The 13,993-nt window shown below is 65.0% G+C and carries 13 protein-coding genes and 1 pseudogene; 5 read left to right on the top strand and 9 right to left on the bottom strand.

Annotated elements, in window-relative coordinates:
* Positions 1–3: 3 nt before the first annotated feature.
* Positions 4–723, bottom strand: coding sequence for a protocatechuate 3,4-dioxygenase subunit beta (gene pcaH / locus BMY03_RS24525; RefSeq protein ID WP_094012489.1), 720 nt, complete (start codon positions 721–723; stop codon positions 4–6).
* Positions 724–922: 199 nt separating this feature from the next.
* Between pcaH and ypfJ the strand changes: the two genes are divergently transcribed.
* From ypfJ to BMY03_RS27085, 3 genes and pseudogenes are all read left to right on the top strand, one after another.
* Positions 923–1,807, top strand: a complete 885-nt coding sequence (gene ypfJ / locus BMY03_RS24520; protein WP_038706842.1) for a KPN_02809 family neutral zinc metallopeptidase — start codon at positions 923–925, stop codon at positions 1,805–1,807.
* A gap of 359 nt (positions 1,808–2,166) precedes the next feature.
* Positions 2,167–3,048 (top strand): annotated as a pseudogene (locus BMY03_RS27090) (methyl-accepting chemotaxis protein); the annotation flags it as partial.
* Between the two features lie 39 nt (positions 3,049–3,087).
* Positions 3,088–3,951, top strand: a complete 864-nt coding sequence (locus BMY03_RS27085) for a methyl-accepting chemotaxis protein (RefSeq protein WP_371041621.1) — start codon at positions 3,088–3,090, stop codon at positions 3,949–3,951.
* A gap of 80 nt (positions 3,952–4,031) precedes the next feature.
* Here the strand turns inward: BMY03_RS27085 and ggt are convergent, their stop codons facing one another.
* From ggt to mdaB, 3 genes are all read right to left on the bottom strand, one after another.
* On the bottom strand, positions 4,032–5,699 hold the full coding sequence (gene ggt / locus BMY03_RS24510; protein WP_094012487.1) for a gamma-glutamyltransferase: 1,668 nt from the start codon (positions 5,697–5,699) through the stop codon (positions 4,032–4,034).
* Between the two features lie 118 nt (positions 5,700–5,817).
* A complete protein-coding gene (locus BMY03_RS24505; protein ID WP_094012512.1) occupies positions 5,818–6,714 on the bottom strand; it encodes a LysR family transcriptional regulator in 897 nt (298 codons plus the stop codon).
* Between the two features lie 138 nt (positions 6,715–6,852).
* The gene (mdaB, locus tag BMY03_RS24500; protein WP_023631586.1) at positions 6,853–7,443 is read right to left on the bottom strand and encodes an NADPH:quinone oxidoreductase MdaB; all 591 of its coding nucleotides are present in this window, start codon (positions 7,441–7,443) and stop codon (positions 6,853–6,855) included.
* Between the two features lie 158 nt (positions 7,444–7,601).
* Here mdaB and BMY03_RS24495 point away from each other — a divergent pair, with 158 nt between their 5' ends.
* A complete protein-coding gene (locus BMY03_RS24495) occupies positions 7,602–7,916 on the top strand; it encodes a putative quinol monooxygenase (protein ID WP_023631587.1) in 315 nt (104 codons plus the stop codon).
* Here the strand turns inward: BMY03_RS24495 and BMY03_RS24490 are convergent.
* Positions 7,906–8,670, bottom strand: a complete 765-nt coding sequence (locus BMY03_RS24490; RefSeq protein WP_038706844.1) for a sulfite exporter TauE/SafE family protein — start codon at positions 8,668–8,670, stop codon at positions 7,906–7,908. The genes BMY03_RS24495 and BMY03_RS24490 overlap by 11 nt on opposite strands.
* Before the next feature lie 78 nt (positions 8,671–8,748).
* Between BMY03_RS24490 and BMY03_RS24485 the strand changes: the two genes are divergently transcribed.
* Positions 8,749–9,636 (top strand): LysR substrate-binding domain-containing protein, encoded by an 888-nt coding sequence (locus BMY03_RS24485; RefSeq protein ID WP_094012486.1) that lies wholly within the window; start codon positions 8,749–8,751, stop codon positions 9,634–9,636.
* 70 nt (positions 9,637–9,706) lie between these two features.
* Here BMY03_RS24485 and speA read toward each other — a convergent pair whose 3' ends face one another.
* From speA to BMY03_RS24465, 4 genes are all read right to left on the bottom strand, one after another.
* Positions 9,707–11,620: an arginine decarboxylase gene (gene speA / locus BMY03_RS24480; protein ID WP_023631655.1), complete on the bottom strand. Its 1,914-nt coding sequence runs from the start codon at positions 11,618–11,620 to the stop codon at positions 9,707–9,709.
* Between the two features lie 152 nt (positions 11,621–11,772).
* A complete protein-coding gene (locus BMY03_RS24475) occupies positions 11,773–12,144 on the bottom strand; it encodes a translation initiation factor Sui1 (RefSeq protein WP_023631654.1) in 372 nt (123 codons plus the stop codon).
* Between the two features lie 185 nt (positions 12,145–12,329).
* The gene (locus BMY03_RS24470; RefSeq protein ID WP_094012485.1) at positions 12,330–12,866 is read right to left on the bottom strand and encodes an NUDIX hydrolase; all 537 of its coding nucleotides are present in this window, start codon (positions 12,864–12,866) and stop codon (positions 12,330–12,332) included.
* A 1-nt stretch (position 12,867) separates the two neighbouring features.
* On the bottom strand, positions 12,868–13,935 hold the full coding sequence (locus BMY03_RS24465; protein ID WP_094012484.1) for a DUF2333 family protein: 1,068 nt from the start codon (positions 13,933–13,935) through the stop codon (positions 12,868–12,870).
* Positions 13,936–13,993: the final 58 nt, after the last annotated feature.

Below are 13,993 nucleotides of genomic sequence, written 5' to 3'. Positions count from 1 at the left end.
TCCTCAGCGGTTTTCGAAGTGGGTCTGGCGCTGGCCGCGCAGGACGATGTCGAAGCGGTAGGCCAGGCAATCCATGGGGTTGGCGTGGCTCATGTCGAGCCTGGCGATCAGCCGCTCGACGGCATCCGGGTTGGCGATCGACTTGACGATCGGGCACAACGGGATCAGCGGGTCGCCCTCGAAGTACAACTGGGTGATCAGCTTGGTGGCGATCGACGGGCCGCTGATGGAGAAGTGGATATGCGCCGGACGCCAGTCGTTGGGGCCGTTGCGCCAGGGGTACGGGCCGGGCTTGATGGTGCGGAAGCTGTAGTAGCCGTCGCGGTCGGTCAGGCAGCGGCCGACACCGCCGAAGTTCGGGTCCAGCGGTGCCAGGTAGCGGTCGTTCTTGTGCCGGTAACGGCCACCGGCATTGGCCTGCCACATTTCCACCAGGGTGTTGGGCACCGGCTTGCCATACTGGTCGACCACCCGTCCGGCAACGATGATGCGCTCGCCGATGGGCAGGCCGCCCTGGTTGAAGTTGAGCAGCAGGTCATGGTCGTGCTCGCCGAAGCGCAGGTGGGAAAAGTCCGGGCCGGTGCTTTCGCTGATCGACTGCGGGATGCTGACCAGCGCCTGGCGCGGGGAGCGCGCCACCGAGGTCTTGTAGTCGGGGGTGAAGGCCTTGGGGTGCCAGTTGCGATCACGGATCACGAAGCGGCTGGTGTCCTGGGCGGGCATGCCGGTTTCCTCTCTTGGAATTATCGAACGCCTGGGCGTGGCAGGCGGACTTGCAGTTTCCGGCAGGTGCGACGGGATGAATATTGAATTCAGCGGTCCCAGGCATAACCATTTGGTTATGCGTCAGCGGTCGGGGATACACCTCGGTCTGCACTGAACTAATCTTGGACTTCATGTTTCAGCAACCGGAGAGCTCTACATGGAATGGCGAAAAGGCCGACGCAGCGACAACGTGGTCGATGCCCGCGGCGAAGGGGGTGGCGGCGGCATGCGCTTCGGCGGCGGCAAGGGCCTGGGGCTCGGCGCCATCCTGCTGATCGTCGGCATCGGCTGGCTTACCGGGCAGGACCCACTGCAGATCCTCGGCCAACTGGCTGGGCAGATGGAGCAGCAACAGACCGCCCCTGCCAACGTCGACGGCAAGGCACCGCCGGCCAACGACGAGCAGGCCGAATTCGTCGCCTCGATCCTCGGCGACACGGAGGACACCTGGAAGGCACTGTTCGCCCAGGCCGGCAAACAGTACCGCGACCCCAAGCTGGTGCTGTTCAGCGGCCAGGTCAACTCTGCGTGCGGCTTCGCCTCCTCGGCGGTCGGGCCGTTCTATTGCCCCGGCGACCAGCGCGTGTACCTGGACATGACCTTCTTCCGCGAAATGGAAACCCGCTTCAAGGCCGCCGGCGACTTCGCCCAGGCCTATGTGATCGCCCACGAGATCGGCCACCATGTGCAGACCCTGCTGGGCGTCTCGGCCAAAGTCGATGCGGCGCGCCGCAGTGGCCAGCGCATGGAGGGCGACAATGGCTTGCTGGTGCGCCAGGAGCTGCAGGCCGACTGCCTGGCCGGGGTCTGGGCCTACCAGGCGCAGAAGCGTCTGAACTGGCTGGAGCCGGGTGACGTCGAGGAGGCGTTGAACGCCGCCAACGCCATTGGCGACGACCGTTTGCAACAGCAGGGTCAGGGCCGCGTGGTGCCCGACTCGTTCACCCATGGCACCTCCCAGCAGCGCATGCGCTGGTTCAAGGCCGGGTTCTCCAGCGGCGACCTGAACCAGTGCGATACCTTCAGCGCGCGTAGCCTCTGAAATAGCGATCGGCGGTCAGCCGGCTCCTGCTGCGAGTCCGCTGACCCGCAATTGACAACATCAAAAACGTAAACGTATTCAACAAGTTACAAAATTGCTGAAAAAGCGTTTCAGCTTCTCCCAGCGTTGCCGATAAGTCCTACACAAATCTGCGGGCTATCTGACAACAACAACGCCCAACTTTTGAGATCAAGTGAGCGAAATCATTCTCTGGGAGAGCGTGCATGAACAGTTGGTTCGCCAATATCAGCGTCAACCTCAAACTCGGCCTGGGCTTCGGCCTGGTCCTGGTCCTGACCGGCCTGCTGGCCCTGACCGGCTGGAACAGCCTGGGCAGCCTTATCGACCGCAGCAACTGGATGAGCGACATCACCCAGCTCAACAGTGACCTGACCAACCTGCGCGTGGCCCGCCTGCAGTGGATGCTGACCAACGGCGACGACGCCTCGGCAGCCAACGTCCAGGCCAAGCTCGACGCCTTCGGCAGCCAGCAGCAGCACCTGGTCAACACCTTCAAGAGCCCCGAGAACCTCAAGCTGCTGCGCGAGCAGGGCCAGAGCATCAGCGAGTACCGGGTTTCGCTGGAGAAGATGCGCCAGGGCTACAAGACCACCCTCACCGCCCGCGACTCGATGAACCAGGCCGCAGCCCGCGCCAACGACGCCATCGAAGCGATCAGCGGCGCCGTGCTGTCCAGCAGCGAAAGCGATGCCAGCCGCCTGGCCCAATACCTGCTGATCAGCAAGGCCAAGCAGCAGCTGGTGCAGGTCCGCCTGGACGTGCGCAGCTACATCGCCGACCTGACCAGCGAAGCCGAGCAGGCCGCCCTGCGCCAGCTGGAAAACGCCCTCAGCGAAATCGACAGCCTCAAGCGCCAGCTGCCGGCCGAAGCCTCGCGCATCCAGCAGTTCGAAAGCGCCGTTCTGGCCTACCGTGATGCCGTGCGTCAGTTCCGCGACGCCACTGCCGCCATTGGCGTAGCCCGTGCCGAAATGACCGTGCAGGGCGCCGATATCGTCAAGCGCAGCGACGAGCTGTACAAGATCCAGATCGAGCGCCGTGACGACGAAAGCGTCCAGGCCCGCAGCCTGCAAACCACCGCAACCCTGCTGGCGCTGCTGGTAGGCGTGCTCGCCGCGTTCATCATCACCCGTCAGATCACCCGTCCGCTGCGCGAGACCATGGACGTGGTCAACCGCATTGCCAGCGGCGACCTCACCCAGCAACTGCGCGTCACCCGCCGCGACGAACTGGGCGCCCTGCAGCAAGGCATCGCACGCATGGGCACCACCCTGCGTGACCTGATCACCGGCATCCGCGACGGCGTCACCCAGATCGCCAGCGCCGCCGAAGAACTGTCGGCGGTGACCGAGCAGACCAGCGCCGGCGCCAACAGCCAGAAGGTCGAGACCGACCAGGTAGCCACCGCCATGCACGAGATGGCCGCCACCGTGCAGGAAGTCGCGCGCAACGCCGAACAAGCCTCCCACGCCGCGACCAACGCCGACGACGAAGCCCGTGTCGGCGACAAGGTAGTGGGTGAAGCGATCAGCCAGATCGAGCGCCTGGCCCACGAAGTGCACCGTTCCACCGAAGCCATGACCCTGCTGCAGCAGGAAAGCCAGAAGATCGGCAGCGTCATGGATGTGATCAAGTCGGTGGCCGAACAGACCAACCTGCTGGCGCTCAACGCCGCCATCGAGGCCGCCCGTGCCGGTGAGGCCGGGCGTGGTTTCGCCGTGGTCGCCGACGAGGTGCGTGGCCTGGCCCAGCGCACCCAGCAGTCCACCGAGGAAATCGAAGGCCTGATCGCCAGCCTGCAGCACGGCACCCAGCAGGTTGCCGAAGTGATGAACGGCAGCCGCAACCTGACCGACAGCAGCGTCGAGCTGGCGCGCAAGGCCGGTGGTTCGCTGGAAAGCATCACCCGCACGGTGTCGAACATCCAGTCGATGAACCAGCAGATCGCCGCCGCCGCCGAGCAGCAGAGCGCCGTGGCCGAAGAGATCAGCCGCAGCATCCTCAACGTGCGCGACGTGTCGGAGCAGACCGCCGCGGCCAGCGACGAGACCGCCGCTTCCAGCGTCGAGCTGGCGCGCCTGGGTGGCCACCTGCAGACCCTGGTCAGCCAGTTCCGCGTCTGATCCTGTAAAGCATCGCGGGGCAAGCCCGCTCCCACAGATTCGTGGGAGCGGGCTTGCCCCGCGTTCATTTGCGCCTCGGATTACTTGACGATCATCCCCACCCCGCGCCCGCGCGGATCAGACGCCGTCTCCAGCTTCTCTCCTGTCACCCGGATCGCCTGGATGTCGCCCATCTCCCAGCCCTGGTCCTCCAGCACGTAGCCCATCTTCTTCAGGTCGTCAGCCACCTGCCCCTTGAGCGGCGCATAGCTGTCGAAGTAGATGGTGTCCTTGGGCAGCAACTGGTGATGCACGCGCTGCGCCGCCACGGCTTTCTCCAGCGGCATGCCGAAGTCGTACAGGTTGTTCATCACCTGGAAGATCGAGGTGAAGATCCGCGAACCGCCCGGGGTGCCCAGCACCAGCACCACCTTGCCATCACGCGCCACCAGGCTCGGGCTCATCGACGAGAGCATGCGCTTGCCCGGCGCGATGGCATTGGCGTCGCCGCCGACCACGCCAAAGGCGTTGGCCGCGCCCGGCTTGGCGCTGAAGTCGTCCATCTCGTCGTTGAGCAGGAAGCCCGCGCCCTTGACCACCACGCCGCTGCCGTAGTCGAGGTTGAGGGTGTAGGTGTTGCTCACCGCGTTGCCCTGCTTGTCGACGATGGAGAAGTGGGTGGTCTGGTGCGGTTCCAGCCCCGGCTTGACCTGGTCGGTTGCGGAAATCGCGTTCGGGTTGACCTGGGCGGCACGCTTGGCCAGGTAATCCTTGGCCACCAGCTGGTCGACCGGAACCTTGGTGAAGGCCGGATCACCGAGATAGTCGGCGCGGTCGGCGAACACGCGCTTCTCGATCTCGGCCAGCAGGTGGATGTACTTGGCGGAGTTGTGCTCGACGCCCTTGAAGTCCGCCGCGCGGTCTTCCTTGATGCCCAGCAGCTGGGCCAGGGCGACGCCGCCTGAGCTTGGCGGCGGCGCGGTGTAGACCACGTTGCCGCGCCAGTTGATGGCGATCGGGTCGCGCCACACGGCCTTGTAGTCCTTGAGGTCGTCCTTGCTGATCAGGCCCTTGTCGGCCTGCATCTGCGCCACCAGCAAGTCGGCGGTCTTGCCCTGGTAGAACTCGCTGACGCCCTTGTCGGCAATACGCTCGAGGGTCTGCGCCAGCTCCGGCTGCTTGAACAGCTCGCCGACTTTCATGCTGCCGAAGTAGTCGTTGAAGTTGGTCGCGGTCTTGAACAGGCCCTGGGCGTCATCACGGTACTGGTACTGCTTCTGGGCAATCTTGAAACCGTTGTGCGCATAGCCGATGGCCGGGGTCAGCAGCTCGCTCCACTTGAGCTTGCCGAACTTCTGGTGTGCCTCCCACAGCCCCATCACCGTGCCCGGCACACCGGCAGCGCGCACGCCGACCAGGCTGAGGTTCTCGATCACCTCGCCCTTGTCGTCCAGGTACATGGTCTTGGTCGCGGCCTTGGGCGCCACTTCGCGGTAGTCGAGGAAGTAGGGTTTGCCGTCGACGAACAGGGTCATGAAGCCACCGCCGCCGATGTTGCCAGCCTCGGGGTAGGTCACCGCCAGGGTGAAGGCGGTGGCGACGGCGGCGTCCACCGCGTTGCCGCCCTTCTTGAGGATGTCGGCGGCCACCTGTGCGCCATATTGATCAGGCGCGGCCACCGCGCCGCCTTCAAGCGTCACGGCAAAGGCGGAGGAGCAGCTCAGGATCGCGGCCCCGAGGGCCAGGGGCTGGAACATGACAATACGCATGCGCACTTCCTTGGTGTTGTTTTTGTTGATCAGTCATTAAGGCCGAAGCCCTGTCACTAAGCAAACACTCCGGTCGTTTCACGCCGCCGACGGGCAGACCCTGTCGCGTTCAGGCAACTCAGCAGGCATAGACCGCCAGCTTTTTCTGGATGAAATCGAGAAAGCACTGGATGCGCAGGGCCAGCTGGGTATTGCGGTAGTAGACCGCGTGGATCGGCTGGCGATAGCCATTGTTGTGCTCGGCGAGGATCACGTTCAGCCGGCCGGCGCGGATGTCCTCGTGGGTCATGAAGTGCGACAGGCTGACCATGCCCTCGCCGGCGATGGCCAGCTGACGCAAGGTCTCGCCGCTCGAGGCGACCAGCTGCGGGCGGATCGCCCAGCGGTCGCCCTGGGCATGGCGCAGTGGCCACTGGTTGAGCGACTCGAGGGTGCTAAAGCCGAGCAGGCAATGGGCCTCGAGATCCTCGACCCGCTGCGGCGTGCCATGCCGGGCCAGGTAGTCGGGGCTGGCAAGCACCTGCACCGGGCTGCAGCCGAGCGAACGGGCATGCAGGCTGGAGTCGGCCAGTTCGCCGATGCGGATGGCCACGTCGGTGCTTTGCTCCAGCAGGTCGATGATCAGGTCGTCGGTGTTCAGTTCCAGCTCGATGCCAGGGTACTGCTGACGGAACTCGCCGATCCACGGCAGGATCGCGTGCAGCATGAACGGCGCGGCGGCGTTGATGCGCAGGCGCCCGGTCGGGGTCTGGCGGTTCAGCGAGAGGCGCTCTTCCATGTCGTCCATCTGCTCGAGGATCGCCCGGGCGCGCTGCAGGAAGAAGCGCCCTTCCTCGGTCAGGTCCATGCGCCGCGTGGTGCGGTTGACCAGCGTGGTGCCGAGCTTGCTTTCCAGGCGCGACAGGGTGCGGCTGACTGCGGAGGGCGTCTGGCCGATCTGCTCCGCGGCGGCGGAGATCGAGCCGCTGTCGATGACGGCGACAAATACCTGGAGTTCTTCGGATCGGGTTTTCACGCGGATGGCCTTGGCAGGTGGATGCCGTGATTCATAGCGGTTGGACAGCAACCGCGCAAGGGGCCGCTACGCGCCCCTTTCGCCGGCTTGCCGGCGAGAGGCCCGTGCAGGAACAACAAGACAGTTGGAGCCGCGCTGTCATTGAGCCTTGCCAAACACCTGGTCCAGATGCTGCTCATAGGCCGCCAGCGCCGCTGGCACATCCGGCCGCTTCATCACATCGACGGCGAGGAAGGTCGGCAACCCGCTCATGCCGAGGAACTGGTTGGCCTTGTGGAACGGGAAGTACACCGCGTCCACGCCCTTGCCCTCGAAAAAATCGCTGGGGTCATCGAACGCCTGCTGCGGCGCGTTCCAGGTCAGCGACAGCATGTATTGCTTGCCCTGCACCAGGCCGCCGCTGCCGTACTTCTGCGAGGCGTCCGAACGGGTACGGCCATCGTTGGCGTACAGGCTGCCGTGGCCGGCGGTGAACACGTCGTCGATGTACTTCTTCACGGTCCAAGGCGCGCCCATCCACCAACCGGGCATCTGGTAGATCACTACATCCGCCCAGAGGAACTTCTCCACCTCGGCCTGGACGTCGTAGCCGCCGTCGATGAAGGTTTCCCGCACATCGAAACCGGCGCGGTCCAGATGGGCCAGTGCGGCATCGTGCAGGGTCTGGTTGAGACGGCCGTCGGAATGGGCGAAGCGTTTACCGCCGTTGAGCAGGAGAATCTTTTTCATGGAAGGGTCAGCCCTGTAAGTGAAGTTGCCGGCAGGTTAGGCAACCAGGCGGCGGGGAAACAGCCAGGGCAGGGCAAAATTCTTTTGCCTGTAAATCACGAATGGTAAGCATATTGTTGATTTAGAATTTGCTCACTCCCCTTACAGAGCGTTTTCCCATGACCGAGCAATACGCTTTCATTCTCAAAGCCAAGACCCGCCCGGAGCAGGCCGAGGCCTTCGAACAACTGTTCCGTCCTTACGTGGAGCCGAGCCGCCAGGAACCGGGCTGCATCGAGTACCACATGCTGCGCGACAAGGCAGACCCGAGCCTGTTCGTGTTCTTCGAGGTGTGGGCCAGCAAGGACGCGCTGGACGAGCATTCGGCACTGCCACATATGCGTGCCTTCTTCGAAAAACGCATGGATTACCTGGAGCGCGATTTCGATATCCAGATGATCGACATGCTCAGCGCCTCTTCCGCTAGCCGTTGACCAGCAGGTGCCCGCCCAGCAGCGCAAGGCCGATGAAGAAGCAGCGCTTGAACAGCGCTGCGCTGATCCGTCCGCGCAGCCACTGGCCGGCGAACATGCCCAGCAAAGCCGGTGCCAACACCAGCAGTGAAGCCCCCAGGGCCTGGCCACCCAGGGCGTCCTGCCCGGCCAGGCCGACCGCCAGTGCAAGGGTCGAGACGGTGAACGACAGGCCCAGCGCCTGGACCAGCTCGTCGCGGCTCAGGCCCAGGCCCTGCAGGTAGGGCACCGCGGGCATGACGAACACGCCGGTGGCGGCCGTCACCACGCCCGTGAGCAACCCGCAGAGCGGCCCCAGCCAGGCCTCCCTGGCCGGTGCCACGCGCAGCCCTGGGCCGACCACCCCATAGAGGGCATAGACCAGCAAAGCGGCGCCCAGGCCATGGGCCGCCCACGGACCGCTGTCGATCCCCAGCCAGACGCTGCCCAGCAGGGTGCCGATGAAGATCATCGTCAGCATCCCGCCCAGGCGGCGCAGCAGCGCGAGCAGGTGGCCACCGGCCGCCAGCTGCCAGAGGTTGGTCAAGGTCGATGGCACGATCAGCAGCGCCGCTGCCTGCGCCGGAGCCATAGCCAGGCCAAGCAATCCCATGGCGACGGTCGGCAACCCCAGGCCGATGACACCCTTGACCGCGCCGGCCAGGAAGAAGGTCAGGATCACCAGCAATGACAGCGCCGGGCCGATGTTCTGATAAAAAGCCAGGAAGGTATTCATGACCACCATCCTGCCGTGCGGCAAGCGCGCTGAAAATCTGCCATATACTCAGGCAGACTCTTGCCAGGACAGAGGCAGATGCATTTCGACCTGATCGACCTCAAGCTGTTCCAGCACACCCTTGAAAGCGGCAACATCACCGCCGGCGCCCGGCGCAGCCACCTCTCGCTGCCGGCCGCCAGTGCGCGCATTCGCGCCATGGAGGCCTCGCTGGGCATTCCTTTGCTCGAACGCAACCGCCGCGGCGTGCTACCCACGCCCGCCGGCCAGGCCCTGCTGCAGCATGCGCGGCTGATCGCGCAGCAGGTCGAGCGCCTGCAGTTCGACCTCGGGCAATACGCCCACGGCCTGCAAGGCCAGGTGCGCCTGCTGTGCAACACCGCGGCGCTGACCGAGTACCTGCCGGAGCTGCTGGCGAGCTACCTGGCCGAGCATCCGGGGGTGAGCGTGGATATCCAGGAACTGCCCAGCCTGCATATCGTCCAGGCGATCAGCCAGGGCATGGCGGACCTGGGTATCGTCTCGAATGCCGCGCCCTGCGCAACCCTGCAGACCCTACCGTTTCGCGACGATCCACTGGTGCTGGTGATGCCGCGCGAGCACCCGCTGGCGGCCAGCGACCAGGCAGACTTCAACGCCAGCCTTGCCCATGGATATGTGGGGCTGGGTGCCGACAGCGCCCTGGCGCTGCATCTGGAGGAACAGGCCCTGCGTCTCGGCAAACGGATGCAGGTGCGCGTTCGCGCCGAAGGATTCGATGGGGTGATCAGGATGGTCGGAGGTGGCGCGGGGGTGGCCGTGGTCCCGTTGACCTCGGTGCGCCGCTGGGAGCACAGCTTGCCGCTGCGCTGGGTCGCCTTGCAGGAGGCCTGGGCGAAACGCAGCTTGTTGCTGTGCTCGCGGGATTTCAGTGCGTTGCCTGGCTACGCCGCCCTGCTTGTCGAGCGCTTGGGCAGCAGCGCCTGAAGGCTGCCGCCACAGGTGATCACCCGTGGCGGCACCTGTGCCAAAGGGCCGCATGGCGACCCGGGCACGATCAGGACGACAGGTACGAGGACCGGGTCAGCCCCAGGCGCAGCGCGTCGAGGTACTGGGTACGCTCGCGGGCGGTGATCCTGGCGCTGGCGACCTTGTCGCGGTAGTGGGTCATCAACTCCTCCGGCGACAGATGCACGTAGCGCAGCATGTCCTCGATGGTGTCGTGGGTCTCGATACCGGCGTGGTACACGCTGCCATCGGCGTTCTGGTAGATGTTCACCGAGTCGGTGTCACCGAACAGGTTGTGCATGTCGCCGAGGATCTCCTGGTAGGCGCCGACCAGGAACACGCCGAGCAGGTAGTCCTCACCTTCCTTGACCGCGTGCACCGGCATGCTGGTCTCGATGCTCTGCTCGTCGACGTACTGGTTGATCTTGCCGTCGGAGTCACAGGTCAGGTCCTGCAGCACGGCGCGGCGCAGCGGCTCTTCGTCCAGGCGGTGCAGCGGGATGATCGGCAGCACCTGGCCGATGGCCCAGGTGTCGGGCAGGCTCTGGAACACCGAGAAGTTGCAGATGTACTTGTCGGCCAGCTTGTCGTTGAGTTCGTCCAGCACCTGGCGGTGCGAGCGCTGACGAGCCTTGAGCGAGTTGTGCAGGCGCCGGCACACGGCGAAGTAGCACTGCTCGGCCAGGGCCTTCTCGGCCAGGGTCAGCTTGCCGTCGGCGTACTGCGCGGCCACGTCGCCCATGTAGTGGGTGGCGCGCCAGTAGGTCTCGGTGACCATCTCGATATCGGTCGGGCCGAGCAGGTCGGCCAGCCACTGCACGGTCTCGGGCAGGCTTTCCTTGTTTTCGATGGTCGGCACTTCGTCGTTGTGACTCTCGACGTCGGTTACCTGGATCACCAGCATGGCGTGGTGCGCGGTGAGCGAGCGGCCGCTCTCGGAGAAGATGTGCGGGTGCGGCAGGCCCTGCGCGTCGCAGAACTCTTTGAGCATCCCGACCACCACGCCGGCGTAGTCGTCCATGTCGTAGTTGATCGAGCTGGCGTTGCGCGAGTGGGTGCCGTCGTAGTCGACACCCAGGCCGCCGCCGACGTCGATGTGATCGACCGGCAGGCCCAGGGCGCGCAATTCGCCGTAGTAGCGGATGGCTTCCTTGAAGCCGTGCTGGTAGTCGGCCAGGTTGGCGATCTGCGAGCCCATGTGGAAGTGCAGCAGGCGGATGCCCTGGTCGAGCCCGGCGTCACGGAAACGCTGCACCACCGAGATCAGCTGGGCGGCAGACAGGCCGAACTTGGATTTCTCGCCGCCGGTGTCGGCCCACTTGCTCGACGCCAGCGACGACAGGCGCACGCGCAGGCCGACCTGTGGCTTGACCTTGAGCTCCGCGGCCTCCTCGATCACCAGGGCGACCTCGGACTCTTTCTCGATCACGATGAACACGTTGTGGCCAAGCTTCTGGCCCATCAGCGCCAGGCGGATGAACTCGCGGTCCTTGTAGCCGTTGCAGACGATGGTGCCGCCCTTCGGCGCCAGCGCCAGCACCGCCAGCAGCTCGGGCTTGGAGCCGGCTTCCAGGCCGATGGAGACGTTCTGGGTGGCGATGATGTTCTCGACCACCGCTTCCTGCTGGTTGACCTTGATCGGGTACAGGGCGGTGTACTGGCTCTGGTACTCGAGGCGGGCGATGTTGGCGTCGAAGGCGCCGGTCAGCTGGCGCACGCGGTCCTGCAGGATGTCGGGGAAACGCACCAGCAGCGGCAGCGACAGGCCGCTCTGGCGCAGTTCCTGGACCTGTTCGAAGAGGTCGATCGGCGCGCTGTCCGGGCCGTTGGGGCGCACTTCGACGCGCCCGGCGTCATTGATGGCGAAATAACCTGCGCCCCAATGGCGGATGCCATAAACACTGCGGCTGTCGGCCACGGTCCACTGGCTACCATCGTCTTTGCGTGTGCGTCGTACGGACATTCAAGTCCCCTGTATGAAAAGTCGAAACACTGCCCCACCTCGGGGCGCTGGCAGTGTAAATACTGAAAATGACGATTCTTCCGTGTCAGGCATAGACCCTGCCCACGGGAACGAGTTTAGAAAGCGCTGGGCAAAAAATCGCGCGGCTGCACTCAGCCGCCGGATTTCTTCGCCTTGAAACCCTGCTTGATCAGCTCGGCGAGCAACAGCTCGACGTGATCGCCCTGGATTTCAATGACCCCGTCCTTGAGCGCGCCGCCGGTGCCGCAACGACGCTTGAGCGTGCTGGCGAGCTCCTTGAGCGGTTCCAAGGCCAGGGGGACGCCCGTGATGGTGGTCACGGTCTTGCCGCCACGGCCTTTGCTTTCACGGCGCACGCGGGCAATGCCATCCCCCTCGGGGATGACCTGCTGCTTGCAGATACAGTCGTCCACCGGTTTGCTGCAGTCGGGACAGTGCCGACCGGCATCGGTGGAAAAGACGAGACCGCCCAGGGCGGAAAAGGAAGAAGCTTTCTTGGCCACTTTTGTTCCTCTGTGCCGAGGACAAAAAACTGGTCGGCGGGAGCCGACCGCGATGCCCCACTCTGGCAGGGGCGGCGCTTACTGCCGCAAGGTTGTGCGGCAGCCCGAAAAGGGCGCGCAGTGTAACGATAAATCCGCCTGTTGCTAAGTACAGGATTGCGCCATTTTACGAAAGTTTTGCGACTTCATTGCGGGGCAGCCTGATAGCGCTGCAACGCCACCAGCGAGTCCGGGCAATACGGCAGCGTTGCACTTTCCGCCAGGGCCTGCTCGACACTGATGAACCGCGCCTCGCTGACCTCCTCGGGCTGCAGGCGCAACGCCCCATCCCACACCGCGGAAAACACGGCGCCCCACAGGCGGTTGCCCGGCTGCTCGAAGTAGAACGTCTCGTGGAAGCGCAGCTCGACGCCGCTCACTCCCAATTCCTCGGCCAGCTCCCGGGCCGCGGATTCGGCATAGGACTCCTGCACCCCGACCATTCCCCCCGCCGCCACATCCCAGTAGCCGGGATACAGCGCCTTGCTCAGGGTGCGCCGGTGCACGCACAAGTCGCCTGCGCTGTTGAACAGCAGGATGAAGGTGCAGCGCCCGATCAGGCCGCGCTCGCGCAATTCAGCCCGTGGCAGGGCGCCGAGCAGTTGGTCATGCTCATCGACCCAGGCCACCAGCTCGGCGTCGGAGGCCGCGCGGTGCGCGACCTCGGCAGGATTGACCGGCATCTCAGCCCTGGGACAGCAGTTGGCGCAGGTCGATGACCGCAGCGTTGGCCCGGGAGATGTAGTTGGCCATCACCAGCGAGTGGTTGGCCCACATGCCGAAACCACTGCCGTTGAGCACCATCGGGCTCCACAGCGCTTCCTGCGAGGCTTCCAGCTCGCGGATGATCTGCCGCACGCTGACCGTGGCGTTCTTCTTCGCCAGCACGTCGGCGAAGTCGACCTCGATGGCGCGCAGCAGGTGCGACAGCGCCCAGGCCTGGCCACGGGCTTCGTAGAACACGTTGTCGATCTGCAGCCATGGGGTCTCGACCACTTCCTCGTCGACCTGTGGCGCCTGGCCCGGGGCCACGGATTCGGTCTTCAGGGTGTTGTTGAGCTTGACCCGGCCAACACTGGCCGACAAGCGCTGCGACAGCGAGCCCAGGCGGGTGGCGACGTCGCCCAGCCAGTTGTTCAGGTTGTCGGCGCGGGTGTAGAAGATCGCGCCCTGGTCGCCCTTGGCCAGGCGCACCTGATAGCGGTTCAGCGACTTGATGCCCTCTTCGAACTCCGACTCGCTCGACGGCAGGATCCAGCTCTTGTTGTCGAAGTTGAAGCGCGGCTCGGCCTTGGCCAGGTCGGCGTCCTCGGTCGATTGCGACTGCGACCGGGCGAAGTCCTTGCGCAGGGCGCGGGACAGGTCACGCACCTGGACCAGCACGCCGTATTCCCAGCTCGGCATGTTGTCCATCCACAGCCCTGGGGGGAAACGGTCGTTGGAGATGTAGCCACCCGGCTTGTCGAGCAGGGTGCCGGCGACGGTCTTGAGGGTTTCGATGGTGGTGTAGCCGATCACCATCTGCTGGCCGTTGCGCTCGGCGGCGGCCTGGGCGTTCTGCTGCACCGGGAACAGCTCGGGCTCCTGGCTCCAGTACCAGCCCAGGCCGATGCACACCAGCAGGTAGAGGCCGATCAGGGTGCCCAGGGCACGGCTCCACAGGCCACCAACATAGCTACGGGTAGCGGCGCCGCGGGTTTCGACCCGCTCGCGGGGCTCGGCCTTGGCCTCGCGGTTTTTCCAATCCAGCATGGCATTGTCCTTAATCAGTCACGAACGGTTCAGGGTTTGGACCACAGGCCTCGGCCAG

It is taken from the genome of Pseudomonas soli, from assembly GCF_900110655.1.
Lineage (GTDB): Bacteria > Pseudomonadota > Gammaproteobacteria > Pseudomonadales > Pseudomonadaceae > Aquipseudomonas > Aquipseudomonas soli.
Note: the sequence above shows the minus strand (reverse complement) of the source record. Positions and strands in the feature narration are given on the sequence as shown.